Genomic DNA, 26,113 nt, shown 5'->3' on the forward strand with positions numbered 1-26,113 from the left:
TACCGTAGTGGTAAAAGATCAACTCAGAGTCTTTGTCGGCCATAGGTGCCCACCTCCCCAATCGGTGGACACCTATGCTCCTCGGTCAGAGCGCCGTGACGTAGACGTCGAGAATGGACCCCTTACGGTCGATCAACCTCAATTGCTATAGATCAGACCGCGAGCGGCGCCGTTGACGTAAATCCTGCCATACGTGTTCCAGTCGCCGGCCATCACACCGGAGTCGCCGAATTGGTGCGTGTCATCGTTGAAGCGCGCCCACGTTGCACCACCGTCGTCGGAATGGTAAATGCCCCACACGCCGTTCAATGTGCCTTCCACGTAGACCGCGGCCGAGTACGACGAACCGGTCGGTGCCCTGCCCAAGGCGATCACGGTGGCGCCCGGTGTGTCGTTGGTCGACGCAAAGACGCTGAGCTTCGTCCAGGTTGCCCCCGAGTCCACCGAGTGGTACACGGCCGTGCCGTCGGCCAACCAGAGGTCACCCTCGGCGTTCGGATTGACCGCCATCGACGTATCCCGCCACGAATTCCAGGCCAGGTTCGCGTTCACGGAGCCCTGGCTCAGCGCGAACGTGTGGCCGCCGTCGTTCGAGACGTAGATCTTGCCGCGCTGCCAGCTCCACGGTGCGCCGCCGGAGTCGTAGGCATAGACCTTGTTCGGGTTCTTGCGGTCCGCGGCCAGGCGGTAGGCACGCGGGAAGCCGTTCCATGTGGCACTGAACGCCGGCAGGTTGGTCGCCGTCCAGCTGGCGCCATTGTTTGTCGTATACGACGGCACCGAGTCCGGCGGTGCCCACGTCACGTTGTTGCGGGACGGGACGACCAGGTTGCCCACGTTGCTCTGGCTTGCCGCGGCGCCGTTGGGCAGCGACGCGAACGTCGCCCAGGTATTGCCGCTGTCGCCCGACCAGAAGCCCTTGGTGGCATGGCCGTTGGCGTTGTCGACGCCCGCGGCGGCGATGTACGTCGGATCGGACCACGACATATCGGCCGAATTGCCGCTGCTCCACGTGTTCAACGGGCCTTTCGTCGGCCTCGTCGAGAGGTCCGTATTGACCCATGTGCCGATGTCACCGGCGCTGTTGATGAAGTTGTACGACGCGCCGGGCGGCGCCGTGACGAGCGCCAGCGTCACGGTTTCCTCGAGGTTGTCGACCTTGGGGCTCCAGGTTGGCGTGGGCGACGAGGCGTTCATGGTTTCGCAGATGCCGCCGCCGTGGACGTGCATGACGTGATCGCGATTGGCTGGGTCGATGGTGACGCCCTCGACCCAGCCGGCGCAGCCACCCGAGGCAGTGCCGGTATGCGGCATGCCGGCCTCGATTTCGCGCCACGTACTGCCGCCGTCGTCGGATAGCTGGATGGTCTTGCTGGTGTCGCTCCAGCCGGTCATGCCCAGTGCGATGCGGGCGGACGAGCCCAGACCGGAGACGGACAGGCCGCCAAAGCCGTTGCTGTTGGAGCTGTTGAGCAGCGTCCAGTTGCTGTTGTTACTTCCGCCGAACTTGTAGAGATAGCTCGGTCCGCCGATGCCCTGGCCGACGCCCGCGTTGAACACCACGTAGAAGTTGCCGTCGGACGTACGCACGACGTGCGGGATGTAGTAGCCGGACACCGTCGGCGGGACGGGCACCGGCGTCCACGAGAAGCCGCCGTTGGTGGACTTGTACAGGGTCGACGTCAGGCCCGCCGCGTTGGCGTAATCCGGGGCGACGGTGGCCCACATGATCCAGGTCGGCTGGCCACTACCCTTGCCCGACGTATCGAAGATCACCTGTTCGACGCCGATCGGGGAACTGCCACCGCTGATCGTGGTGGAGGACAGACCCGTGACCTGCGTCCAGGTCCGGCCCGAATCGGCACTCTTCCACAGGCCGGCCGTGCGCGATCCGTAGAACAGCGTCGACGGATTGTTCGGGTCAACCTGCAGGCGCTCGCCCGTGGCGCGGCCGTTGTCGTTGCCGCCCACCGGGAACGGCAGGTCGTAGTGCGTCCAGGTGTTGCCACGGTCGCTCGAGATGTAGATGCGGCCGTTGTGACCCTGCGTCACGGTAATGCCGGTCATCATGTAGACGAGCTGATCGTTGTTCGGGTCGAGCGCGAGGCTTTCGACGCCGTGGAAATCGCCCTCGCCTGCACCGAAACCGATGCCGTCGGTGATAGGCGTCCACGTCGAGTTGGTCGCGTTCCAGCGGTACGCGCCGCCAACGTCGGTGCGTGCGTACAGCAGGCTCGCGTTGGCTGGATGGTAGATGAGGCCGGTGACATAGCCGCCCCCGCCCCACTTGACACTGGTCCAGCTGGCCGCCGGCAGGTTGCTGCCGCTGCCATTTCCGCCGATCTGACTACGATTAGCGGCTACATTGGCACCCGCATTGGTCACGCCTGTCGCGCTATCGGATCCGCCGCCACAGCCCCATAACGCACACGCCATCGCCGCAGCGGCAATCCATCGTTGAGAAAACGCGGTCATCGAAGAAATCCTTAAAGGAAGAGAGTCCATCGCAGGGCCCGCCATCGAGCCCCGCGCAATCAATTCGCCATGAGCGATGCGATCTGCGCGGCGCTGAGCGCACCGCGATAGATGCGGAAATCGTCGATCAGGCCGTGGAACGTGGCGTCGGCACTGTATTGCGATTTGCCCAGCCAGTTCTGCGTGGTTCTGCCCAAGCGGAACGGCGCCTGGAACATCGCCGTGTTGGTGCTGACGGGCATGCCGTCCACGTACATCGTGCCGGTCGAACCCGATAGCGTGACGGCCACATGCACCCATCGCTTGCTCGGCAGCTCGGTGGGGGCGTCGATGATCTGTTCCGGAGGGCCGTCGCCGGGGCCGTTGGCCGTCATGGCGAAGCGCATGCCGGCCCAGCCGTTGCGCATCTGCCCGCGCGGCGTGAACATCATGTAGCGGTGGAAGCCCGTGCCGAAGTCGAACAGGCGAGCCCACGTTTGCGAGCCGTTCCAGAACACCCAGCTGGCGATGGTGAAGTCCGACACATCGGCCAGCAGATCGTCGGGCAACGCCACATACGCGCCCGAACCGTTGAGCGAGACCGCGTTGCCGCTGTGCCCCGCTGCCCACGTTGCGCCGTTGAGCGTGCCATTGCGCCCGTTGCCCGAGCTATCGGCGGCCGTGATGCCGCTGCCTTCATCGAAGGTGAGGTGCGCAAGCAGCTGCTGCGCCGTGATCACTTTCACTTCGTTGGAGGGCGCCGATTCGCCCGCAATCGTTTGCGCTGTCACGATATAAAAATACGTGCCGGCACCGGCTGGCATATCGGTATAGGTCAGCAGATCGGTGATACCGCTCCGGATGGTGCTGTACGGTCCGCCGGCAATGGTGGCGCGCTTGACGTTGTAGCTGACGGCGTTGCTGCTGCCCCACCACGACAGCACCACCTTGCCCGCGTTGGCGTAGCCGGTCAGGCCGGTCGGTGTTGCGGCAGGAGTGCCGGCGTCGAGCGTGCAGGTGAGCGTGCCGTAGCCAAGCTGGTCGAAGCCGCCACTGTTGGGGCCGTAGTTGCCGCCGCCGCCTTCCGGTGCCACAAGCTCGGCAGCGCGCTGGGTGTAAGGCGCCGCCAGACCTTTGCGGTTGATGTAATGGTTGGCCACCAGCGCCCAGCAGGGCCGCCCCAGGGCATCGCCTCGCCCGCCGACGGCGAACTGCGTCTGGATGACGCCGGCGCTGTTCGCGTACGTGACGAAAGGCACCGTGTAGAACGCGCCGTCTGCCTGCTTCAGGTTGGCCTTGGCCACGTATTCCGCGCCCGCCAGGAAGCGATTGTTGTCATAGCCGTACAGGTCGATGCCCTGATTCCACGCCATCTCGCAAATGGCGCCCGTCAATGCAATGCCGAGCGTGCTGTGGCCCTGGTCCCGGCCGGCTTCCTGCCATTGCCCGAGGTTGCCGGGGTGCATGTAGTACACGGCTTGCCGGATACAGCCGTTACTGCCACCGGTCCTGAAATGGGTGATGGCCTCGTTGACGAGCTCGGCATCGTCGCACAACACGCCGATGGCCAGGACGCACGCGATGTTGGCCAGGCCCCAGTTGGCCCAGTAGTGCGTGTCCATCGCGGTGTCGATACGGGTCAGGAAAGCATGGCTGACCGGGTAGAAGACATTGCGCATCATCGCCTGGAATGCGGCGAGGCCGGCCGGACTCCAGCCGCTGTAGCCGCGCATGATTTCGGCTGCGTTGGCGAATTCGTAGCCGTAGATGCCGGCGGCGAGCGCCACGTCACTGCCGCCAAGCGTCGTCAGCGTCGAGGCCCATTGGTCCAGATACTCCACGGCTTTGTCGGCGTAGCGTTTGTCGTCCGACACCTTCCAGCGCAGCGCGTCGCCGTAGGCGGCGGCGATGTCGTTGTAGAGGGCGCCGTAGTTCTGACCATGCGTGGGATCATTGCCGCGATAGATGCCGACCTGCGGGTTCGGCTTGTTCGTCAGGCGCGTGTGACCGTTGGCGACCAGCACGTTCCAGCTATCGATCCACGGGGAAGCGTGGGCCCCGACTTTAGCGCGCATGCGTTCGAAATCCGCCTCGGTATGCAGCAAACCGGGATGCGTGAAGGCGCGGGTTTGGGCAGTGCCTGCCGACGTCGCCCCTGCGTCGATACCGTCCGAAGCTGGAGCAACTCCGGACGCCTGGCCGGTGCCGTTTGCCGATGTACGCTCACCGCCTGTAACCGCGTTGCTTCCGTCGCCGCCGCATCCGGCCAGAAGCGTTGCACCGAGCCCCATCACGAAATGGCGTCGAGCAATATTTTCGATGTCGCCGAGTGGGACGATTTCCTCGGGTAGCATCGTCGGTGCTCCGTTGTCTCGCATGTCTGGATCCCCAGCTTTTTAGCTATAGTCGAAGCGACAAAAATGTACGAACCGTTCCGTATTCATCAGGAACGCGTAGCATTCTATCCAGTGCGATAGGGATTCAATCAAGCGAAAAAAAACAAATTCACCAATGACACGCACTTGTCACATCGGTGATGCAGGGATTGAGGGATGCGCGAAGCGGCTGGGCACAGCCGTAGGTCTCGGCAACGGCGAAACCACGGCGACCACCCAATTCTCCCCGCACCGCGGAGAGCATTCAGCCTTCCGCTCGCCTCTCCCCGTGGAAAGTGTGGGCGCTCGCAACTGAGCTTCCGCACCCCTGAGACGAAGTTGGCTCGATCCGCAGTCCCGGCGGATCGAAGAACTCCAGGCCCGTCTGTGACGCAATGCCCAACGGGATGGCACGGGAACAAGGGCTCGCCAGCCCTCCGAATTTCTCCACTTTTAAGCCGGACTATTTCTTGGGCCAGGGCCAATTGACATCTTTGTTTCGCAAATGGCGACGCCGTTACTTCCCCTCGTCAATCAAGACTTTAATTTCGAATTTTTATACAATAAATCCGCTGGCGCACACACCCTCAACGAAAACGTAAATTTCTACTTTCTAAAAAATTAAATCGTTTGTTATCGGATACTTCGCCGATATTGAGTATTTCTCTGGATTAACCGAGATTGATATGAAATTTTGCGAGACGTGCCATCGTGAACACTGCTATGGTGCGTCGGTGTGGTTACATGTACGGCCCGACAAGCCTCGACAAGCCCTTGCACGGTGTGCCGCCGCTGCAATGGGCGCCTAGCATTATTCGATTGTGCTTCTCTATTTGAATTGAGAGCGGAACAGCCTCAGATCACACTCTGGGACTGCGGCCAAGGATGTCCGGATATTTCGCGGAGGGACGTCCTTTGCCACGATTTCACTACGCCTTCCCGGTGTCATTTATCGCGATGAATCAGACACGTTATGACGCGTTACCGGACGAGTTGCGCGTTCGACTCGATAAGGCGTCACTATCCATTGAGGTTTTAAATCCTATGGGAAAGGTGGCATGAGCAATCCGATCAAGAATATCGTTATCGTGGGCGGCGGCACCGCGGGGTGGATGACCGCCTCGTACCTCGTCCGGGCGCTCCAGCAGAAGGCGAACATTACGCTCATCGAGTCCGCGGCGATCCCCCGGATCGGCGTGGGCGAGGCAACCATTCCGAGTTTGCAGAAGGTGTTCTTCGACTTCCTCGGGATACCCGAGCGGGAGTGGATGCCCCAGGTGAACGGCGCGTTCAAGGCCGCCATCAAGTTCGTGAACTGGAGGAAGTCTCCCGACTCTTCGCGCGACGATCACTTCTACCATTTGTTCGGCAACGTGCCGAACTGCGACGGCGTGCCGCTTACCCACTACTGGCTGCGCAAGCGCGAGCAGGGCTTCCAGCAGGCGATGGCGTACGCGTGCTACCCGCAGCCCGGCGCGCTCGACAGCAAGCTGGCACCGTGCCTGGCCGACGGCACCCGCCAGATGTCCCACGCGTGGCACTTCGACGCGCACCTGGTGGCCGACTTCCTGAAGCGCTGGGCCGTCGAACGCGGGGTGAAGCGCGTGGTCGACGAGGTCGTGGATGTTCACCTGAACGAGCGCGGCTACATCTCCAGCCTGTCCACCAAGGAGGGACGGACGCTGGAGGCGGACCTGTTCATCGACTGCTCCGGCATGCGGGGGCTCCTGATCAACCAGGCCCTGAAGGAGCCGTTCATTGACATGTCCGATCACCTGCTGTGCGACAGCGCGGTCGCCAGCGCCGTGCCCAACGACGACGCGCGCGACGGGATCGAGCCGTACACCTCCGCGATCGCCATGAACTCGGGGTGGACCTGGAAGATTCCGATGCTGGGCCGGTTCGGCAGCGGCTATGTCTTCTCGAGCAAGTTCACCTCGCGCGACCAGGCCACTGCCGACTTCCTCAACCTCTGGGGCCTCTCGGACAATCAGCCGCTCAACCAGATCAAGTTCCGGGTCGGGCGCAACAAGCGGGCGTGGGTCAACAACTGCGTGTCGATCGGGCTGTCGTCGTGCTTTCTGGAGCCGCTGGAATCGACGGGCATCTACTTCATCTACGCGGCGCTTTACCAGCTCGTGAAGCACTTCCCCGACACCTCGTTCGACCCGCGGCTGAGCGACGCATTCAACGCCGAGATCGTCTACATGTTCGACGACTGCCGGGATTTCGTCCAGGCGCACTACTTCACCACGTCGCGCGAAGACACGCCGTTCTGGCTCGCGAACCGGCACGATCTGCGGCTCTCGGACGCCATCAAGGAGAAGGTTCAGCGCTACAAGGCGGGGCTGCCGCTGACCACCACGTCGTTCGACGATTCGACGTACTACGAAACCTTCGACTACGAATTCAAGAACTTCTGGTTGAACGGCAACTACTACTGCATCTTTGCCGGCTTGGGGCTACTGCCCGACCGGTCGCTGCCGCTCTTGCAGCACCGACCGGAATCGATCGAGAAGGCCGAGGCGATGTTCGCCAGCATCCGGCGCGAGGCCGAGCGTCTGCGCACGAGCCTGCCGACGAACTACGACTACCTGCGGTCGCTGCGTGACGGCGACGCGGGGCTGTCTCGCAGCCAGCGCGGGTCGGCGCTCGCGGCGCAGGAAATCCTGTAGTGGAGCGCACCCTGGACCGGGTAGGCGCATTCGCGGCCACGCACGCCGCCGTGGCGGCCTGCGATCCTCTGCGGGCGCGCTCGCTCGTTCTGCAGCTGCCGGGCCTGAACCGTAAAAAGGACGTGCCCGGCATCGTCGGCCTGTTGCGCGCGTTCCTCCCGGCGCGCGGCGTGCCCGCCGGCTGGGGCTTCGTCGAAGCCGCCGCCGCGATGCGGGACATCGGGTTCTTCCTGGGCTCGCTCAAGCGGCACGGACACGAGCCCGCGGACGCGGTGCCCGGGCTCGAGCCGGTGCTGCTCGACCTGGCGCGCGCGACCGACCTGCCGCCGCGCGAGACGCTCCTGCATGTGACGGTCTGGAACCCCGCGGCGGCCGACGCGCAGCGCAGCTACACCGGCCTCCCCGACGAAGCGCACCTGCTCGAGAGCGTGCGCATCTCGATGGCTTCCCTCGAGGCGGCCATCGCGGTGACCGTCGAGCTGTCCGACGTGTCCCTGCGCTCGCCCGCGTTCGCGCAAGGCTGCGACGAGCTGGCAGCCTATCTGCAGAAAATGGTCGAGTCGATCGTGTACGCCTACCGCTTCATCTCGCTGCAGGTCTTCTACGACGAGCTCCGCCCCTTCTACGAACCGATTCGAATCGGAGGCCAGAGCTACCTCGGCCCCGGTGCCGTGGAAATGCCCCTCTTCGTGCTGGAGCACGTGCTGTGGGGCTCGCAATCGAACCACGCAGCTTATCGAGAATTCAAGGAGACGTACCTGCCCTACGTGCTTCCCGCGTTCAGGGCGGTCTACGCCCGGTTCGCCGGGGAGCCGGCGCTCGTCGACCGCGCGCTCGGCGAGGCGCACGCGATCGGTGCGCGAAGCGAGCCCGTTCGGGCCGGGCTGGCGGCCCTCGACCGGGTGTTCGAGGTCCTGCTGCGCTTCCGGGCGCCTCACGTCAAATTGGCTGAGCGCGCGTACGAAGTCGGTCGAAGCGGCCCAAGCATCGGCAGCGGGGGGTACGCGCCCAGCATGCTCGGCGATCTACTCACGCTCACGCGCGCCGCGCGGTCCCGCATCCGCGCCGCGCTCGACGAATCCTGACGCACGCGACGATGTGTTCCATCTCACAAGGAGAGTTTGCCCCCATGACTCAGATGAGCCCCGCGAACGGGCGCGATAGCAACCACTTCGACGTGATCATCCTCGGCTCGGGCATGTCCGGCACCCAGATGGGCGCCATCCTGGCCAAACAACAGTTTCGGGTGCTGATCATCGAGGAGTCGTCGCACCCGCGGTTCACGATCGGCGAATCGTCGATCCCCGAGACGTCTCTCATGAACCGGATCATCGCCGATCGCTACGGCATTCCGGAGCTCGACCACATCACGTCGTTCTACTCGACGCAGCGTTACGTCGCGTCGAGCACGGGCATCAAGCGCAACTTCGGCTTCGTGTTCCACAAGCCCGGCCAGGAGCACGACCCGAAGGAGTTCACGCAGTGCGTGATTCCCGAGCTGCCGTGGGGTCCGGAGAGCCATTATTACCGGCAAGACGTCGACGCCTACCTGTTGCAAGCCGCCATCAAATACGGCTGCACGGTCCGCCAGAAGACGAGCGTGACCGAATATCACGCGGACAAAGACGGCGTCGCGGTGACCACCGCCCAGGGCGACCGGTTCACCGGCCGATACATGATCGACTGCGGCGGACCCCGCGCGCCGCTCGCGACCAAGTTCGGGCTCCGCGAAGAACCGTGTCGCTTCAAGACGCACTCGCGCAGCCTCTATACGCACATGCTCGGCGTCAAGCCGTTCGACGACATCTTCAAGGTCAAGGGGCAGCGCTGGCGCTGGCACGAGGGGACCTTGCACCACATGTTCGAGGGCGGCTGGCTCTGGGTGATTCCGTTCAACAACCACCCGCGGTCGACCAACAACCTGGTGAGCGTCGGCCTGCAGCTCGACCCGCGTGTCTACCCGAAAACGGACATCCCCGCGCAGCAGGAATTCGACGAGTTCCTCGCGCGGTTCCCGAGCATCGGCGCGCAGTTCCGGGACGCCGTGCCGGTGCGCGACTGGGTCAAGACCGACCGCCTGCAATTCTCGTCGAGCGCCTGCGTCGGCGACCGCTACTGCCTGATGCTGCACGCGAACGGGTTCATCGACCCGCTCTTCTCCCGCGGGCTCGAGAACACCGCGGTGACCATCCACGCGCTCGCGGCGCGCCTCATCAAGGCGCTGCGCGACGACGACTTCTCCCCCGAGCGCTTCGAGTACATCGAGCGCCTGCAGCAGAAGCTGTTGGACCACAACGACGACTTCGTCAGTTGCTGCTACACGGCGTTCAAGGACTTCCGGCTGTGGGACGCGTTCCACAGGCTGTGGGCGGTCGGCACGATTCTCGGGCAGTTCCGGCTCGTGCAAGCCCATGCGAGATTCCGCGCGTCGCGCGACGAGGGCGACCTCGATCATCTCGACAACGACCCGCCATACCTCGGCTACCTGTGCGCGGACATGGAGGAGTACTACCAGTTGTTCAACGACGCCAAAGCCGAGGTCGAGGCCGTGAGCGCCGGGCGCAAGCCGGCCGAGGAGGCCGCGGCGCGAATTCACGCCCTCATCGACGAGCGAGACTTCGCCAAGCCGATGTTCGGCTTCGGGTACTGCATCACGGGGGAAAAACCGCAGCTCAACAACTCGAAGTACAGCCTGCTGCCGGCGATGAAGCTGATGTACTGGACGCAAACCAGCGCGCCGGCCGAGGTGAAAAAGTACTTCGACTACAACCCGATGTTCGCGCTGCTCAGGGCGTACATCACGACCCGCATCGGCCTGGCGCTGAAGTAATCGACCAACGACGACACAAAAACGATGGACGACATTCAATTCGATGAAGCGAGCGTCAAGGAGCAACCCCAGGCGGTGTACGACGCGACCACGCGCGTGGCCGCGAGCTGGTACGTTGCGATGCGCTCGGACGCCCTCAAGGACAAGCCGACGGAGTTGACGCTCTTCGGCCGTCCGTGCGTGGCGTGGCGCGGCACGACGGGGCGGGCCGTGGTGATGGACCGCCACTGCGCGCACCTCGGCGCGAACCTGGCCGACGGGCAGATCAAGGACGGGTGCATCCAGTGCCCGTTTCACCACTGGCGCTACGACGAGCACGGCCAGTGCGTTCACATTCCCGGTCACAGCCAGGCGGTGAGCCGGCTGGAGCCCGTCCCGCGCGGGGCACGCCAGCCGACGTTGGTCACCGCCGAGCGATACGGCTACGTGTGGGTCTGGTACGGCTCCCCGCAGCCGCTGCACCCGCTGCCCGAAATCGCCGCGGCCGACGTCGACAACAGCGACTTCATGCACGTGCACTTCGCGTTCGAGACGACGACGGCGGTGTTGCGGATTGTCGAGAACTTCTACGACGCGCAGCACGCGACCCCCGTGCACGCGCTCCCGATCTCGGCCTTCGAGCTCAAGCTATTCGACGATTGGCGCCCGTGGCCGGAGGTCGAGTCGCTGGCCCGGGCGGGCGCGTGGTTCGGTGCCGGGATCGACTTCACCGTGAACCGGTACTTCGGGCCCCTCGGCATGCTGTCGCGCGCGCTCGGCATGGACATGTCGCAGATGAACCTGCACTTCGATGGCTATCCCGGCGGGTGCGTCATGACGGTCGCCCTGGACGGAGATGTCAAATACAAGCTGCTCCAGTGTGTGACGCCGGTGAGCGACGGCAAGAACGTCATGCACATGCTCATCTCGATCAAGAAGGTGGGCGGCATCCTGCGCCGCGCGACCGACTTCGTGCTGTTCGGGCTGCAGACCAAGCAGGCCGCGGGGTACGACGTCAAGATCTGGAACGGGATGAAGCCGGACGGCGGCGGCGCGTACAGCAAGTACGACAAGCTCGTGCTCAAGTACCGCGCGTTCTACCGGGGCTGGGTCGATCGTGTCACAGAGCCAGCCGCTCGACCGCGCCGCCGCGAGTGAGCGGCGATGCGTGAGTCAGTCGTTGGGGCTCGGCACGCTTCTCCACCGATGAACGCCGAGACAGGCGCTGGTCGAGGCCTTGGGCGGCGTTCCTCGCGATCCTTCACTTGATCCTGACGACGACCTTGCCCTTGGCGCGTCCTTGGGCCAGGTATTCCAGTGCATCCTTTGCTTGTTCAAACGGAAATATCTTGTCAATCACAGGCTGGATACGTTCGGATTCGAGCAGTTTGCCGATCTCGGCGAGTTGAGCACCGTCGGGGCGTACGAAGAGAAACGAGTAGGTGACGCCTCGCTTCCTCGCAAGACGCATGATCTTGCGGCTCATCAGGCCGAATACGAACTTCAGGACGAAGTTCAGCCCGCGAGCACGGGCGAACGCTGCGTCCAGCGGCCCGATAAGAGAGACGATCCTCCCTCCCGGCTTCAGGATTCCTACCGATTTTTCAACCGCGTCGCCCCTGATCGTGCCAAGCACTACATCGTAGTCGCGCAGCACTTTCTCGAACGCTTGCTTCTTGTAGTCGATTGCTTCGTCCGCGCCCAGGCTTGTCACCAACGGGATATTAGCCGTGCTGGTATTGGTCCCCACCTTGGCGCCGAAATATTTGGCCAGCTGGATCGCAAATGTTCCAATGCCGCCGGACCCCGCGGGAATGAACACCTTCTGACCCGGCTGAAGCTTGGCACGCTCCTTCAGTGCTTGCCATGAAGTGAGCCCGACCATTGGGACCGAGGCGGCCTGCACGAAGTCCAGATTCACCGGTTTCGGGGCTGCAGCGCTCTCCGGTACCACGGCATATTCGGCGATAGATCCGCTTCCAAGATCGAACAGACTTGCAAAGATGGCGTCGCCTTTCTTGAAGCGAGTGACGCGGCTGCCGACATCGATCACGATGCCGGCCAGATCGCTACCCATGATCGCGGGCAGCTGGACCTTCAAGACAGGTTTGAACATTCCCGTTGGAATCATGTTGTCGATCGGGTTCACCCCCGCGGCGTGCACCTCAACCAGCAGTTCGTCGGGCTTGAGCGTGGGGCGCGGCACTTCGGCGAACCCGATCTCGGGTGATTTGCCATAGCGTTTGAATGTGAGTGCTTTCATGTTGCTCTTACTCCGATGCTGCGTTGTATTCGCGAGAATACTTCATACGCCTAGTCCACAAAGTATTCATTGCGATAGAAATTCCAGTGCCGTGGGTACGAAGTTGGCGTAATGCTGGAAGATTCCGCCGTGGCCAGCGTCCTGATAAATGACGAGCTGCGCCTGGGGGATGCGGCGGGCCATCTCGTGGCTGAGTGCGGTGGGCACCATAATGTCGTTATCCCCATTGGCGATCAGGACAGGCATGGGCAGACTCGCGAGATCCTGGGGCGCCTGCTGGCCCCAAGCCTTGATCGCCTTGAGTTGACGAAGGAAGGCGCGAGGTGTCGGCCCCTTGTCGCGGCCAGCCTTACGTTCCTTCAACCGTTTCAAGAAGGCGCTTGCCGCCTGCTGGCCGTTGGTTGTGGACGTGAAGAACAGATAGGCCTTCGGATCGCGCAGCGTTAGCAGGCCTTTGAGCATGAGTGGCCAGGACACGGCGCCCACACGATCGATGCCGTGACCGCCGGCGGGGCCCGTGCCAGTGAGGATGAGCTTGCGCACCAGGCCTGGCGCCTTGAGCGCCACGTCCTGCGCCACGAAGCCGCCAAGCGAGAAGCCGAGCAGATCGACTTGATCGAAACCCATTGCGCGAATCGGCGCGATGGTGTCGCGCGCCATCTCGTCCACGGTCACGGGCGCGATGCCACCGGATAAGCCGATTCCTCGATAGTCGATCGCGATAACGCGATGTTTGCGAGCCAAGCCATCGACGATGCGCGGGTCGAAGTTGTCCAGTACAGCGCCCCAATGGTTCAGCAAAACCAAAGGAATGCCGCCGTGCTGCCCCAGTTCACGGTAGGCGAAGCGGGTTCCAGCCGCGTTGACGAACTTGTTCGGTGCGCTCGCATACGACGTTGTCGATTGCGTGTCCGCGTTGATGCTCTGCATCATTGACTCCTTGGATGCTGCTTTCATATGTCGAGCATCAAGCTGACCGGGAATAAGGGGGGACTTCAATCCGCGCCGCAAACCGATGCTCAAGTGTGGCCTCAAGCATCGATTCGGACAACGACTCTTCGTCGACTGCGCGCGCCAGCATCGACGATGCGCTCGTGCGTGGCTTCCCTGGATCGGGCGGTGGGTCGTTTCATCTGACGTTCATCAGCGATCAGTTTCTGATCGCAAGCCCTCGGCACTCAAATGCGCGCCCGTAGACGCCGCGTGCGAAACGTTCCCCAGCCGCTGCTGAAAGCAGACTTCAAGAATGCTGCAAGCCCGCCCTCGTCGGGGCGCGGTTCTCTCCCCCTCGCAATGCGCTTGAGCTGGCGCGTGTACCACAGCACCTCCATGATTCCGAGGCGATCGACCGCCTTCAGGCCGGTACTGATCGGTTGCACCTGCTGCAGGCTGTCGCGCCCTTGAAGCAAGGCGGCGGGGGCATCGGGATCGATCGCCAGCAGCCGCGCCAGGCCCACCACATCCAGCGCGCTGGAGTCCAGCGCCGCGTTCATGCCGGCGGCGGTGCGAAAACCACCGGTCACCATGAGCGGCACTTTGACCGCCGCGCGCACCTTCTGGGCAAAATCAAGGAAGTAGGCTTCCCGGGCCGCGGTGGATTCCTTCTTCGGTTCTTGCATCGCCCCGCTCATGGCAGGCGCCTCATAGGTACCGCCGGAAATCTCGATCAGGTCGATCCCCGCCTCGCTCAACGCGCGGATTGTCTCGATCGATTCCTCTTCCGTAAAACCACCGCGCTGGAAGTCGGCCGAATTGAGCTTGATTCCCACCGGGAAGTCCGGGCCGACCTGCCGGCGGATTTCCGCATAGACGGCCAGAACGAAGCGGCGCCGCTTCTCGGGACTGCCGCCCCATTCGTCGCTGCGGCGGTTGTGGTGCGGAGAAAGAAATTGGCTGATCAGATAACCATGGGCTCCGTGGATTTCTACGCCACTGAACCCGGCTTTCTTGCAAATAGCCGCGCTGCGCCCGAAGCGTTCGATGATTTCTTGAATCTCGGACGTGGTCGCTTCGCGCGGTGTCTCGAAGAATGCCGCCATGTCCTCGCGGAAAGGAACCGCGGAGGGCGCCAGGTTGAAGGCGTTCAAACCCTTGGTCGATTGCTTTCCAGGATGGTTGAGCTGCACCCAGATCGACGCCCCTTGCGCGGTTGCAGCCTCCGCCCATTGGCGCAGCACGGGCAAGTCTGCCTCGTCTTCGATCACGACATTCCCGGGCTCGCCCAACGCGCGGCGGTCGATCATCACGTTCCCTGTCATGATCAGTCCGAGCCCCGACGCAGCCCAGCGTCGGTACAACTGCACCAGGTCCGGTGTCGGGCGATTATCGTAGGTGCCCAGGGTCTCGCTCATGGCGGCCTTGGCGAGCCGGTTACGCAGAGCGCTGCCATTGGGCAGGTGCAGTGGCTGGTTCAGCAGATCGGGTTTCATGGCAACTCAGAAGACGGTGCGGTCGTAAGGCGAGACGACTTTCGGAGGCTGCAGGAACGCCGTCAGGCCCTGGAACCACAACACTTCCCGGAAGTCGCCACTGATGGTTAAGTCTTTACTGCCCACCCCCCTGAGGAAAGCCGCTTGGGCATCCTTGGCCGACAGAATCTCGAAGCCTTTGGCGGCACTCGTAAAGGTGAGCGTGAATCGAGGCGTCGCTGCCAGTCCCGCGTACGATCGGACGGTGCCATCTTTGATCACAAAGTAGCGCCCGGCACCCGAAACCGTACGAATCTGGCAGACCAGGTTCTTGGACGCGACGTAGCGCGCGGCGTTGGCGTCGCGCCTGATCTTGCGTCTCAGCAGCTGGGCGAATGCCCACAACAGGAACTTGAACTTAAGCATTTCGGGCATCCTTTTTGACCTGAGAAAAGCGCGTTCGGACCATGACGATCGTCGCGTCACTCGCTCAGGAACTGAACTGCGTGACCCAGGAAGCGTTGCGGGTACTGAAACTGTGCGGCGTGGCCGGCATCCGGGTAAATGAACAACTGCGCATTTGGCAGGTTGCGCGCCATGTAGAAGGAGTTAACCGTCGGGACCATCACGTCGTTCACGCCATTGAGGATGAACGTAGGTTGCCGGATACCGCGCAGATACGCGAAAGGATCGTCTTCCGAGAGCCTCGGCATATACAGCACGTTGGCCTCGATCTGCGCGATCGCGACCTCCGGCGAGGATGGCGGATCCTGGTCGGCTCGCATATGGCGCCGCTCCCAGAACGCCCTTGCCGCCTGCTCGGCCTCTGCTGATCGTCCGAAGAACAGGTAGAGGAAGTCTTCGAACGCCGGGACCGGATTGACCGCGGTGGTCAATACGCGCTGCTCCATTTCCGGATTACCCCCGCGCGGCCCGGTGCCCAGCAGCATCAGCTTGCGCACGAGCTCGGGATGGCGCCAGGTCAGGTCGAGCGCCTGAAACCCGCCCAGCGAAAAACCCAGAACGTCGATTTGCTGCAAGCCGAGTGCGCGAACGAAGGCCGCTGCGTCATCGGCCATGTCCTCGATGCGAGTTCGTGGTTGCCCGCCGGAGGAAGCGACGCCGCGACCGTTGTAGAGAATGACTTCGCGGCTTTGGGCAAGACCGTCCGTCATCAGCGGATCCCAGTTGTCCATCCCACCGCGGAAGTGCTGCAGGAACAGTAACGGCGGCTGCGAAGAATCTGCGTTACCCCAGCGGCGGTAGGCGAATCGGGTACCGTTGACATCCACGAAGCGCGTGGGTGTAGTGATATGGTTGTCGGTCATCGTGGTATCCATCGTTCCGCCGTTTGCTGCAATTGAATAGTCAGGCGTTGAGCTGATAACGCTCGGCCGCGTGTGCTTGTCGAATGTCCGACAACAGTCCCTGGCGAGCGCCATCCAGCGCGTCCCACCGCCCGGCTACGTGCAGCGGCGGGATCGTGACCAGTTCGCGACGGTCGAACCCGATCAGTGCGGCATCCACCAACTCGCCCACTTCCATCACCTCGGGCAGCGTGTTCACGTCGACCCCGGCGCGCTCCCAGATCTCCGTGCGCGTCGCCGCCGGCAGGACGGCTTGCACGTAGACACCCTTGGGCGACAACTCGAGGTTCAGGCCCTGCGACAGGAACAGCACGAATGCCTTGGTCGCGCCGTAGATCGACATGCCGAACTCGGGCGCAAAACCCACCACCGAGCCAATGTTGACGATCGAGCCGTTGCCGGACTGCACAAAGCGTGGCGCGACCGCGGCTGCAAGCCTCGTCAGCGCCGTCGTGTTGAGCGTGATCAGGCGTTCGATGCTTTCAGGGGTTTGCTGCAGGAGGCCGCCCGACTGAGCCACGCCGGCATTGTTGATCAGAATTCCTATTCGATTGTCATCGCGCAGACGAGCCTCGAGCGCGGACAGATCGGCGGACTGGGTCAGGTCGGACTGCAGCACTTCCACGGCCACCCCGCTTTCCTCACGCAGGCGCGCTGCCAACGCATCGAGTCGCGCCTTGTCACGGGCGACAAGGACGAGGTCATGGCCACGCCGGGCGAAACGCTCGGCGTAGGTGGCACCGATGCCGCTGGAGGCGCCGGTGATGAGGACAGTCGGAAGCGTGGTCATGGGTACTTTCCTTTGCAAGGGTTCTTCTGGCGGAGACTCAATCAAGGGCACGAAGCCTTAGCCGGAAATCGTCGGGTAATCGATGTAGCCCACCGCGCCGCCGCCATAGAGCGTCGCCGGGTTGAGTTGCGTCAGGGGTGCGCCGTGCTTCAGGCGTTCGACCAGGTCCGGGTTGCTGATAAACGGACGGCCGAACGCGAACAAGTCGGCTCTGCCCTCATTGAGTTGCGTGGTGGCGAATTCCACGTCGTAGCCGTTGTTGGCCAGATAGGTCTGCTTGAAACGGCGGCGCAGCGCGTCATAGTCGAACGCGGCGACATCGCGTGGGCCGCCAGTCGCACCTTCGACCACGTGCAGATAGACGACGCCCTGCGCGTTGAGCTGTTCGGCGATGTAGTCGTACTGCGCTTGCGGATCGCTGCAGGAAATGCCGTTTGCCGGCGAAACCGGCGAGATGCGCACGCCCGTGCGCTCTGCGCCGATTTCCTTGACCACTGCGGCGACCACTTCGAGCAACAGGCGCGCACGGTTCTCGATCGAGCCGCCGTAGTCGTCGGTGCGCTGGTTGGCTCCGTCCTTGATGAACTGCTCCAGCAGATATCCGTTGGCGCCGTGAATTTCCACGCCGTCGAAACCGGCGGCAATCGCGTTGGCCGCAGCCTGTCGAAAGTCGTTGACGATGCCCGGCAGCTCGGCGAGTTCCAGCGCGCGCGGCTCGGACACGTCGGCAAATCCGTTGTTGACGAAGGTTTTCGTCTCGGCGCGGATGGCGGAAGGCGCGACCGGCGCCGTACCGCCAGGTTGCAGGTCGGTGTGCGAGACGCGGCCCACATGCCAGAGCTGCACGAAGATGCGGCCACCCTTCGCATGGACGGCGTCCGTGACCTTACGCCAGCCAGCGATCTGCTCGGGCGTGTACAGGCCGGGCGTGTCCTGATAGCCCTGGGCCTGGGCCGAAACCTGAGTGGCCTCGGTGATGATCAGGCCGGCCGACGCGCGCTGGGCGTAGTAGGTCGCGGCAAGCTCGCTGGGCACCAGCCCGGCGCCGGCACGGTTGCGGGTCAGCGGTGCCATGACGATGCGATTGGTGAGCGTCAGGTCACCGAGGGCGTACGGCTCGAAAAGCGTTTTCTCTGACATGTCGTTCCAGCGTCGGGTGGTGGGAATGGCTTAATGATGACGACCATAATCTAACATGTCAATACTTTGATGATGACCAACATCAATGTATAGTCAGGCCATCAGACAGGAACGCGCCCACGGAGAGGAAAAGTGAAAGTCACCAAGGCACAGGCCCAGGCCAACCGGGCCCACGTTGTTGAAACAGCGTCGACGCTGTTCAGGGAGCGCGGTTTTGATGGGGTCGGAGTTGCTGATCTGATGAGCGCAGCCGGGTTCACCCACGGCGGCTTCTACAAGCACTTCCGCTCAAAGGCCGATCTGATGGCGGAATCGTCGGCCTGCGGCATGGCGCAGACCGTTGCGCTGTCGGCTGGGGTGGACGCAGCGGAGTTCGTGCGACTGTATCTCGCGCGCGAGCACCGCGACGCGCGCGCAACCGGCTGCACGATGGCCGCGCTGGGCGGGGATGCCGCGCGTCAACCCGAAGCGGTCCGGGCCACATTCGCGGACGGCATCGAAAGACTGCTGGCGGCGTTGGTCCAGGAACGTGATTCGTCAGACGGTGCAGACTCGGCGGAGGCGCGAGCCGACTGCCTCGACATCATGGCGCATGCGGTCGGCGCCATTGTGTTGTCGCGCGCGTGCCCGGATGATTCTCCACTGGCCGACGAAATCCTGACGGTATGCCGTGACAAGATTCTCGCGACACTGAGCCCATCGGCGACAGCGCGCGAACCCGGCCGCAATCATCGTAACGACAGCTCCGCTAAGTCGAAGTGACGCCGGGCGCCGATGGCCGCCTGGAAAGGGGTCGACGACGATCGCCGCCCCTCTCAATCCCCACCCGTGACAGTGAAATCGCCCGGCGGTAGCGGGCGATTCGCGATGGCGTGCGCCTCGGCGCGCGCAATGCCGAGCGTCTGCAGCACGGTCGCGGCGGTCCGTTCCGGGAAACTGCCGACGCCGGCCGCCCGTTGCCTCGTCCCGTCCTTGACCGTCCTGGCGATGTGAAGCTGCGCGGCGATTGCCGCGAGAATCGTCCCCGTCGACGCCAGAACGCTGACGAACGGATCGCTGACGACGAAGCGCCGCGCCGCGATGCCGCGCGCGCTGTCCCGCCGCAAGCGCTGCCCAAGCCCGCGGTCGAGCGCGCGCACTGAAACACCCTCGCGCATCAAGAACTGACCCCACATCCACTCCCGATGCGCCTGCATCAGCGTATGGCGCACGCAGACCGACACGACCTCCGCCGGATCTGACAAACCGCCGGTCACGCGCTCGAGCCGATCCGCGAAATCATCGAACACCCACTCGATCAACGCGGCAAAGAGTCCGTCTTTCGATGCGAAGTGGTTGTAGAACGAGCCGAACCCGACGTCGGCCGCCTCGGTGATCTCGCTGATAGCCACGTTGTCCATCCCCTTTTCCGCCATCAGCCTGAACGCCGCCCGCAGCAGACGCATGCGCGTCGCCTGCTTGCGCCGCGCGCCCCGCGGCAGCCGGTGCTCGGTCGCGATGGCGGCACCGGTGGGCCGCCGCGGCTCGGACGTTTGTTCCATGACAGCGTCTCCCCTTTCGAAAATTTCTGCATTCCCGAAATTCTAGATTATTGGCTCATACTTGACAATGTTATCAGTTATGAGTCTAATCTCGGAAATCGCTGCGCCGAGCGTGTCTGCCGGGAAGGGTCCTCGACGTGCGGTAACCGCCAGCACGGGCATTCGATGCCCGTGCGGTAGCCAGCCCCGCCGCTCCGTGCGGCGGGCGCAGGCTGCGTGATCTAGCGTGCCGGCATCGGACGCTGCCACGCAAACATCGGAGTACTGATTTAACACGTGGATGCGCCGTCGGCAGCGAAGCCGGATCGCGCCCCGCCCCAGTCGGCCGGCCCGCCGAGGTCGCCGGATTTTTTTAGTTGGCCCTTCATTCGTCTTGGAAACATCGTGAAATCACCAAGTCTTGATGCGCGCACTTCGATGCGCCGGCTCCTGACACGCATCGCGCCGCCGGTTCAGCGGGCGCCGATCGCGCTCGCATGCTGTGCAATTCTTCTGACGGCTTGTCATTCGCATGAGGCCCCCGCACCCGAACTGCAGTCGGTGGTCGCGCTGCCGGCTCACGCAGACAGTGGCGCATCGCAGCGCGTGCTGCCGGCGCAGGTCCAGGCGCGCTATTCGACGGCGCTATCGTTCCGGGTCGGCGGCAAGATCGTCGAGCGGCGCGTGCGCATCGGCGACACCGTGAAGGCCGGACAAACGCTCGCGGCCCTGGATCCTGCCGATCTGCACAACACGCTGCTCAATGCCCGCGCGCAGCTCGACGCCGCCGAGCATCGGGTCGTCTACGCGAAGCAGCAGCTGGAGCGCGACCGCGCGCAGGCACAGGCGGCGCTGATCGCCCCCGCGCAGCTCGAGACAACGCAGGATGCCTATACGTCGGCGGTCGCGCAGCGCGATGCCGCCCTCGCGCAGATGGCGCTCGCCGGAGATCACCTGCGCTACGCGACGCTCGTCGCGGATCACGACGGCGTCGTGACGTCCGAGGATGCCGATACCGGGCAGAACGTCGAGGCGGGGCAGGCGGTGTTTCATCTGGACTGGAGCGGCGAGCTCGACATCGTGTGCGACGCCTCGGAGCGCGACCTGCGCGATCTCGCGATCGGCCGGGGCGCGCGCGTCAGCCTGACGGCGCTGCCGGGCAAAGTGTTCGATGCGCGCGTGCGCGAGGTCGCGGCCGCCGCGGATCCGCAAAGCCGCACGTGGCGGGTAAAACTGACGCTGATCGCGCCGAGCCCGGACGTGCGCTCCGGGATGACGGCCAACGTCGCGTTCGACGGCAGCACCGACGCCGCCGCGGACCATACGATCACGCTGCCGGCCACCGCCCTCTTTCACCGCGGCGAAGCGCCGGCGGTGTGGGTCGTCCGTAAAGGCAGCGACACGCTGGAACTGCGCACGGTGTCGATCGGACGCTACGACGAACGCACGGTGTCCATCACGTCGGGGCTCGCGAGCGACGAGCGCGTCGTGATGCAAGGTGTCCATACCGTCACCGCCGGCGAACGCGTGCGCGTCGTGCCGCCGCTGCATCCGGAGGACTTCCCGTCATGAACGCCCCCGAACATCAGCATCTGCCGGACGACGCGCGAACCGACGCCGGCCCGGCCGACGACCGTCGCTTCAATCTGTCCTCATGGGCGCTCAAGCATCAGCAACTGGTGATCTTCCTGATCGGCCTTGCGACGATCTTCGGCGTGATCGGCTATACGCGCCTCGCGCAATCCGAGGATCCGCCGTTCACGTTCCGCACGATGGTGATCCAGACCTACTGGCCGGGCGCCACCGCCCGCGAAGTCCAGGAGCAGGTCACCGACCGGATCGGCCGCCAGCTTCAGGCCGCGCCGTACGTCGACAACATCAAGAGCTACTCTCGCCCCGGCGAGTCGATGATCTTCTTCGCGATGAAGGATTCGGCGCCCGTCAATCAGGTGCCGGAAACCTGGTATCAGGTGCGCAAGAAGGTCGGCGACATCCGCGCCACGCTGCCGAAGGGCACGGTCGGCCCGTTCTTCAACGACGAATTCGGCGACGTCTATACGAACATTTATGCGCTCGAAGGCGACGGCTACTCGCCGGCGCAACTGCACGATTACGCGGACAAGCTGCGCGCGGCGCTGCTGCGCGTGCCCGGCGTCGCCAAGGTCGACTACTTCGGCGACCCCGATCAGCACGTGTTCGTCGAGATCTCGAACGCGCAGCTGACCCGGCTCGCGATCACGCCGCAACAGCTCGCGCAGGCAATCGACGCGCAGAATGCCGTCGCGCCGGTCGGCACGATCACGACGGCGGACGATCGCGTGTTCGTGCGTCCCACCGGCGCGTTCAAGGACATGCAGGCGCTCGCGGACATGCCGATCACCGTGAACAACCGCACGTTCCGGCTCGGCGACGTCGCAAAGATCACCCGCGGCTACGACGATCCGCCCGTCACGCAGATGCGGACGAACGGCCACGCCGTGCTCGGCATCGGCGTGACGATGCAAAAGGGCGGCGACGTGATCGATCTCGGCAAGGCGCTCGACGCCAGGACCGCCGAACTCCAGGCAGGCCTGCCGGCCGGCGTGAAGCTGAGCGCGGTGTCGAGCATGCCGCACGCGGTCAAGCACTCGGTGGACGACTTCGTCGAGGCGGTGGGCGAAGCCGTCGCCATCGTGCTCGTGGTCAGCCTCGTGTCGCTGGGCTTGCGCACCGGGATGGTGGTCGTCATCACGATTCCGATCGTACTGGCCGTGACCGCGCTGTGCATGCATGTGTTCGGCATCGGGCTCGACAAGGTGTCGCTGGGCACGCTGGTGCTCGCGCTCGGGCTGCTGGTGGACGACGCGATCATCGCCGTCGAAATGATGGCGGTGAAGCTCGAGCAAGGCTGGACGCGAACGCGTGCAGCGGCGTTCGCCTACACGAGCACGGCGTTCCCGATGCTCACGGGAACGCTCGTGACGGTATCGGGCTTCCTGCCGATCGCGCTCGCGAAGTCGAGCACCGGCGAATACACGCGCTCGATCTTCGAGGTGTCGGCCATTTCACTGATCGTGTCGTGGTTTGCCGCCGTCGTGCTGGTGCCGCTGCTCGGCTACCACATGCTGCCCGAGCTCAAGCATCACGACGGGCATGCGCATGGGCAGGACGTGTACGACACGGGCTTCTACCGGCGCCTGTCCGGCTGGATCTCGGCCTGCATCGAACGCCGCTGGGTCGTGCTCGGCGTGACCGCGGTGCTGTTCGCGATCGCCATGGCCGCCTTCACGCGCGTGCCGCAGCAGTTCTTCCCGAACTCGGAGCGCCCCGAACTGCTGGTCGACTTGCGCTTGCCGGAAGGCGCGTCGTTCGACGCGACGCTGCGCGAGGCCACGAGGCTCGAGAAGACGCTCGAAGGCCGCCCCGAAATCGATCACGTCGTCGACTTCGTCGGCACCGGTGCGCCGCGCTTCTATCTGCCGCTCGATCAACAGCTTCAGCAGCCGAACTTCGCACAGTTCGTCATCACGGCGAAGGACGTCGACGCGCGCGACCGGCTGTCGCACTGGCTCGAGTCGACGCTCGCAACCCGTTTCCCGACCGTGCGCACGCGTGTGGCGCGGCTTGAAAACGGGCCGCCGGTCGGCTTCCCGATCAAGTTCCGCGTGAGCGGCGACGACATCGCGACCGCGCGCGCCATCGCCGAGAAGGTGGCGGACAAGGTGCGCGCCGACCCGCGCACGCGCAACGTGCAGTTCGACTGGGACGAGCCGGCCGAGCGCTCGGTGTCGTTCGAAATCGATCAGCTCAAGGCGCGCCAGCTCGGCGTGACGTCGGAAGACGTGTCGAGCTTCCTCGCGATGACGCTGTCGGGCTACACGGTCACGCAATATCGCGAGCGCGACAAGCTGATCAACGTCGACCTGCGGGCGCCGAAGAGCGAGCGCGTCGACCCGTCGAAGCTCGCCGGCATCGCGATTCCGACGCCGCACGGCCCGGTGCCGCTCGGCGCGATCGGCCACGTGCGCGACACGCTCGAATACGGCGTGATCTGGGAACGCGACCGCCAGCCGACGATCACCGTGCAGGCCGACGTGCGCGGCGACGCAGCGAGCATCGGCGTCACGCGCGACATCGACGGTGCGCTGGCGACGCTGCGCGCGACGCTCCCCACCGGCTACCGGATCGACATCGGCGGCGCGGCGGAGGAAAGCATGAAGGGCCAGACGTCCATCAACGCACAGATGCCGCTGATGATCATCGCGGTGCTGACGCTGCTGATGATTCAGCTCAAGCGCTTCTCGCGCACCTTCATCGTCGTGCTGACCGCGCCGCTCGGCCTGATCGGCGTGGTCGCCGCGCTGCTGCTGTTCGGCAAGCCGTTCGGCTTCGTCGCGCTGCTCGGCGTGATCGCGATGTTCGGGATCATCATGCGCAACTCCGTGATCCTGGTCGATCAGATCGACCAGGACATCGCAGCCGGACAGCCGCGCTTCACGGCGATCGTCAGCGCGACGGTGCGGCGCTTCCGGCCGATCATGCTGACCGCCGCCGCCGCCGTGCTTGCCCTGATCCCGCTGCTGCGCTCGGGCTTCTTCGGCCCGATGGCAACGGCGCTGATGGGCGGCATCACGATCGCGACGGGACTGACCATCTTCTTCCTGCCCGCCCTTTATGCGACGTGCTTCAAGGTGCGAGGCGACGAACGCGAGTCGACCGCCACGGCCGTCGCGTCCCCGGAGACATGTCAATGAAACTTACCCGTATGACCGCGGCGCTCGCCGCGACCGCGGCGCTCGGCCTGTCCGGCTGCGCGATGGCCCCGAGCAGCACGCCGCCCGCGATGCCGTCGCCGGCTCACTACGGCGAGACGCCGCAGCAGACGCGGACCGCCGAAGCCGCGGGCGTCGCGCAGCAATTCGACGTCGGCGCCGCGCCGGTTCCGCAGTGGTGGCGGCTCTATCGCTCCGGCGCGCTCGACGCGCTGGTCGACGAAGGGCTGAGCGCGAATCCGACGCTTGCCGCGACCGAAAAGACGCTCGCCGCCGCGCAGCAGGAACTGCGCGCGCAGGTCGGCGCATCGACGCTGCCGTCGCTCGACGCGAATGCGCAGGTGGCCCGCACCCGCACGCCGGACATCTCTGGCACGGGCGCGCAGACCCTGCGCTACAACGTGTTCGTCGGTCAGTTGCAGGCGCATTACACGTTCGATCTGTTCGGCGCCACGCGCTACGCGAATGCGGCGAGCGCCGCGCGCGTCGACGTGCGCGCTTGCGAGCTCGAAGCGGCGCGGCGCGCGCTGGCAGCCAACATCGTCGGCACCGCCATCTCCGCTGCGGCGCTCGACCGGCAGATCCTGCTGACCGAGCGGCTCGTCACCATCGCGGCATCGTCCGCGCACGACGATGCGCAGCGCTACGCGCTCGGCGCGATCTCGCATGCGCAGGCGCTGGCGTCGACGCAGAATGCGGCATCGCTCGCCGCGACGCTGCCGGCGCTACGTCAGCAGCGCGCGACAACCGTTCACGCGCTCGCGATCCTGCTCGGCCGCACGCCCGACGCCGTGCCGCCGATCCCCACATTCGACAGCCTGTCGCTGCCGGAGCACGTGCCGGTCGTCGTACCGTCCGACCTGCTGAAGGCGCGCCCCGACATCCGCGCGGCCGAAGCCGCGGTAAAAGCCGCCGCGGCCGATGCGGGCGAAGCGACCGCGCAGTTGTTCCCGAGTTTGTCGCTCACGGCGACGTTGGGACGCGGCGGCTTCAGCTGGCCGGCGCTGTTGTCGGGGGCGGGCGGGCTGTGGGCGGTCGGCGCAGGCCTGTCGCAGCCGCTCTTCCATGGCGGCGCGCTGCTGGCCCACCGGCGTGCGGCGTTCGATTCGTACGACGCGGCGGTGCTTCAGTACAAGTCGGCGGTGCTGTCCGCGTTCGGTGACGTCGCGGATTCGCTCGCCGCACTCGACAACGACGCGCAGACGCTCGCCGCGAACGAAATCGCGGCGCGGGCGGCAGGCGCGGCCTTCGACGAAACGGCGCAGCGTCGCACGCTGGGCGCCGTTCCGGTGTCCGCGCAGCAGGCGAGCGAGCGGCAATATCTGACCGCGGAGCTCGACGCGGTCCGTGCCGCGAGCCGGCGAATGACCGATACGGCGGCGCTGCTGCAGGCAATGGGCGAGTTGCCGCCCGACGCCCGCACGGCAGTCGCGGCCCGGCAATAACGGCTGCTTGCGTCGACGGGTCGGCCGCGCGTGCCGCCGGCCCGGACCTCGGCGCCCGACGCCCGGCGCCGGACGCCCGACGCACCGCGAGTACCGCGGCGCCGAGCACTCCTTTA

18 protein-coding genes are annotated in these 26,113 nt (G+C 64.6%); 8 read left to right on the forward strand and 10 right to left on the reverse strand.

The genetic code is table 11. From position 1 onward, the window contains the following. Positions 1 to 138 precede the first annotated feature (138 nt). The gene (locus tag F3J14_RS00325; protein WP_166721258.1) at positions 139 to 2,475 is read right to left on the reverse strand and encodes a dockerin; all 2,337 of its coding nucleotides are present in this window, start codon (positions 2,473 to 2,475) and stop codon (positions 139 to 141) included. A gap of 59 nt (positions 2,476 to 2,534) precedes the next feature. Beyond that, positions 2,535 to 4,808, reverse strand: coding sequence for a LamG-like jellyroll fold domain-containing protein (locus F3J14_RS00330; RefSeq protein ID WP_166721259.1), 2,274 nt, complete (start codon positions 4,806 to 4,808; stop codon positions 2,535 to 2,537). 1,079 nt (positions 4,809 to 5,887) lie between these two features. Between F3J14_RS00330 and F3J14_RS00335 the strand changes: the two genes are divergently transcribed. From F3J14_RS00335 to F3J14_RS00350, 4 genes are read left to right on the forward strand one after another with little or no spacing between them, the layout of a single operon-like run. Further along, positions 5,888 to 7,504: a tryptophan halogenase family protein gene (locus F3J14_RS00335; protein WP_166721260.1), complete on the forward strand. Its 1,617-nt coding sequence runs from the start codon at positions 5,888 to 5,890 to the stop codon at positions 7,502 to 7,504. Further along, positions 7,504 to 8,589, forward strand: a complete 1,086-nt coding sequence (locus tag F3J14_RS00340) for a monodechloroaminopyrrolnitrin synthase PrnB family protein (RefSeq protein WP_166721261.1) — start codon at positions 7,504 to 7,506, stop codon at positions 8,587 to 8,589. Before F3J14_RS00335 ends, F3J14_RS00340 begins: the two co-directional genes overlap by 1 nt. 44 nt (positions 8,590 to 8,633) lie before the next feature. Further along, on the forward strand, positions 8,634 to 10,334 hold the full coding sequence (locus F3J14_RS00345) for a tryptophan 7-halogenase (protein ID WP_166721262.1): 1,701 nt from the start codon (positions 8,634 to 8,636) through the stop codon (positions 10,332 to 10,334). 24 nt (positions 10,335 to 10,358) lie between these two features. Next, positions 10,359 to 11,471 carry a Rieske 2Fe-2S domain-containing protein gene (locus tag F3J14_RS00350; protein WP_166721263.1) on the forward strand — a complete coding sequence of 371 codons (1,113 nt, stop codon included), beginning with the start codon at positions 10,359 to 10,361 and terminating at the stop codon, positions 11,469 to 11,471. Between the two features lie 103 nt (positions 11,472 to 11,574). Here the strand turns inward: F3J14_RS00350 and F3J14_RS00355 are convergent, their stop codons facing one another. The 7 genes from F3J14_RS00355 to F3J14_RS00385 all read right to left on the reverse strand — a co-directional run bounded on the left by F3J14_RS00355 (position 11,575) and on the right by F3J14_RS00385 (position 18,281). After that, complete coding sequence (locus tag F3J14_RS00355) at positions 11,575 to 12,576, reverse strand: NADP-dependent oxidoreductase (protein ID WP_166721264.1); 1,002 nt, start codon at positions 12,574 to 12,576, stop codon at positions 11,575 to 11,577. Between the two features lie 66 nt (positions 12,577 to 12,642). Continuing rightward, positions 12,643 to 13,506 (reverse strand): alpha/beta hydrolase, encoded by an 864-nt coding sequence (locus F3J14_RS00360; protein WP_166721265.1) that lies wholly within the window; start codon positions 13,504 to 13,506, stop codon positions 12,643 to 12,645. A 248-nt stretch (positions 13,507 to 13,754) separates the two neighbouring features. Next, the gene (locus F3J14_RS00365; RefSeq protein WP_166721266.1) at positions 13,755 to 15,005 is read right to left on the reverse strand and encodes an NADH:flavin oxidoreductase/NADH oxidase family protein; all 1,251 of its coding nucleotides are present in this window, start codon (positions 15,003 to 15,005) and stop codon (positions 13,755 to 13,757) included. A 6-nt stretch (positions 15,006 to 15,011) separates the two neighbouring features. After that, on the reverse strand, positions 15,012 to 15,410 hold the full coding sequence (locus F3J14_RS00370; RefSeq protein ID WP_166721267.1) for a helicase: 399 nt from the start codon (positions 15,408 to 15,410) through the stop codon (positions 15,012 to 15,014). 56 nt (positions 15,411 to 15,466) lie between these two features. After that, positions 15,467 to 16,312 (reverse strand): alpha/beta hydrolase, encoded by an 846-nt coding sequence (locus F3J14_RS00375; protein ID WP_211080313.1) that lies wholly within the window; start codon positions 16,310 to 16,312, stop codon positions 15,467 to 15,469. A 40-nt stretch (positions 16,313 to 16,352) separates the two neighbouring features. Next, on the reverse strand, positions 16,353 to 17,141 hold the full coding sequence (locus F3J14_RS00380) for an SDR family oxidoreductase (protein WP_166721269.1): 789 nt from the start codon (positions 17,139 to 17,141) through the stop codon (positions 16,353 to 16,355). A 57-nt stretch (positions 17,142 to 17,198) separates the two neighbouring features. Then, positions 17,199 to 18,281 (reverse strand): alkene reductase, encoded by a 1,083-nt coding sequence (locus F3J14_RS00385; RefSeq protein WP_166721270.1) that lies wholly within the window; start codon positions 18,279 to 18,281, stop codon positions 17,199 to 17,201. Positions 18,282 to 18,413: 132 nt separating this feature from the next. Between F3J14_RS00385 and F3J14_RS00390 the strand changes: the two genes are divergently transcribed. Next, positions 18,414 to 19,043: a TetR/AcrR family transcriptional regulator gene (locus F3J14_RS00390; RefSeq protein ID WP_166721271.1), complete on the forward strand. Its 630-nt coding sequence runs from the start codon at positions 18,414 to 18,416 to the stop codon at positions 19,041 to 19,043. 53 nt (positions 19,044 to 19,096) lie between these two features. Here the strand turns inward: F3J14_RS00390 and F3J14_RS00395 are convergent, their stop codons facing one another. Further along, the gene (locus F3J14_RS00395; RefSeq protein ID WP_166721272.1) at positions 19,097 to 19,822 is read right to left on the reverse strand and encodes a TetR/AcrR family transcriptional regulator; all 726 of its coding nucleotides are present in this window, start codon (positions 19,820 to 19,822) and stop codon (positions 19,097 to 19,099) included. Between the two features lie 417 nt (positions 19,823 to 20,239). On the opposite strand from F3J14_RS00395, the gene F3J14_RS00400 reads away from it, so the two are divergent. Genes F3J14_RS00400 through F3J14_RS00410 form a run of 3 tightly spaced genes read left to right on the forward strand, consistent with a single transcriptional unit; the run spans position 20,240 to position 25,997 of the window. Next, positions 20,240 to 21,373, forward strand: coding sequence for an efflux RND transporter periplasmic adaptor subunit (locus F3J14_RS00400; protein ID WP_166721325.1), 1,134 nt, complete (start codon positions 20,240 to 20,242; stop codon positions 21,371 to 21,373). Beyond that, entirely contained in the window at positions 21,370 to 24,534 is a 3,165-nt protein-coding gene (locus F3J14_RS00405; RefSeq protein ID WP_166721273.1) for an efflux RND transporter permease subunit, read from the forward strand. The genes F3J14_RS00400 and F3J14_RS00405 overlap by 4 nt, the downstream gene beginning before the upstream one ends. After that, positions 24,531 to 25,997: an efflux transporter outer membrane subunit gene (locus F3J14_RS00410; RefSeq protein WP_166721274.1), complete on the forward strand. Its 1,467-nt coding sequence runs from the start codon at positions 24,531 to 24,533 to the stop codon at positions 25,995 to 25,997. Before F3J14_RS00405 ends, F3J14_RS00410 begins: the two co-directional genes overlap by 4 nt. Positions 25,998 to 26,113: the final 116 nt, after the last annotated feature.

Source organism: Burkholderia sp. Tr-862 (assembly GCF_011753085.1).
Classification (GTDB): domain Bacteria; phylum Pseudomonadota; class Gammaproteobacteria; order Burkholderiales; family Burkholderiaceae; genus Burkholderia; species Burkholderia ambifaria.

Excerpts from the sequence above, each read along its gene's own strand:
- F3J14_RS00405 (WP_166721273.1), top strand. The coding sequence starts at position 21,370 with ATGAACGCCCCCGAACATCAGCATCTGCCGGACGACGCGCGAACCGAC.
- F3J14_RS00355 (WP_166721264.1), bottom strand. The coding sequence starts at position 12,576 with ATGAAAGCACTCACATTCAAACGCTATGGCAAATCACCCGAGATCGGG.
- F3J14_RS00375 (WP_211080313.1), bottom strand. The coding sequence starts at position 16,312 with ATGACCGACAACCATATCACTACACCCACGCGCTTCGTGGATGTCAAC.
- F3J14_RS00350 (WP_166721263.1), top strand. The coding sequence starts at position 10,359 with ATGGACGACATTCAATTCGATGAAGCGAGCGTCAAGGAGCAACCCCAG.
- F3J14_RS00385 (WP_166721270.1), bottom strand. The coding sequence starts at position 18,281 with ATGTCAGAGAAAACGCTTTTCGAGCCGTACGCCCTCGGTGACCTGACG.
- F3J14_RS00395 (WP_166721272.1), bottom strand. The coding sequence starts at position 19,822 with ATGGAACAAACGTCCGAGCCGCGGCGGCCCACCGGTGCCGCCATCGCG.
- F3J14_RS00370 (WP_166721267.1), bottom strand. The coding sequence starts at position 15,410 with ATGCTTAAGTTCAAGTTCCTGTTGTGGGCATTCGCCCAGCTGCTGAGA.
- F3J14_RS00380 (WP_166721269.1), bottom strand. The coding sequence starts at position 17,141 with ATGACCACGCTTCCGACTGTCCTCATCACCGGCGCCTCCAGCGGCATC.
- F3J14_RS00345 (WP_166721262.1), top strand. The coding sequence starts at position 8,634 with ATGACTCAGATGAGCCCCGCGAACGGGCGCGATAGCAACCACTTCGAC.
- F3J14_RS00365 (WP_166721266.1), bottom strand. The coding sequence starts at position 15,005 with ATGAAACCCGATCTGCTGAACCAGCCACTGCACCTGCCCAATGGCAGC.
- F3J14_RS00325 (WP_166721258.1), bottom strand. The coding sequence starts at position 2,475 with ATGACCGCGTTTTCTCAACGATGGATTGCCGCTGCGGCGATGGCGTGT.
- F3J14_RS00360 (WP_166721265.1), bottom strand. The coding sequence starts at position 13,506 with ATGCAGAGCATCAACGCGGACACGCAATCGACAACGTCGTATGCGAGC.
- F3J14_RS00330 (WP_166721259.1), bottom strand. The coding sequence starts at position 4,808 with ATGCTACCCGAGGAAATCGTCCCACTCGGCGACATCGAAAATATTGCT.
- F3J14_RS00410 (WP_166721274.1), top strand. The coding sequence starts at position 24,531 with ATGAAACTTACCCGTATGACCGCGGCGCTCGCCGCGACCGCGGCGCTC.
- F3J14_RS00400 (WP_166721325.1), top strand. The coding sequence starts at position 20,240 with ATGCGCCGGCTCCTGACACGCATCGCGCCGCCGGTTCAGCGGGCGCCG.
- F3J14_RS00335 (WP_166721260.1), top strand. The coding sequence starts at position 5,888 with ATGAGCAATCCGATCAAGAATATCGTTATCGTGGGCGGCGGCACCGCG.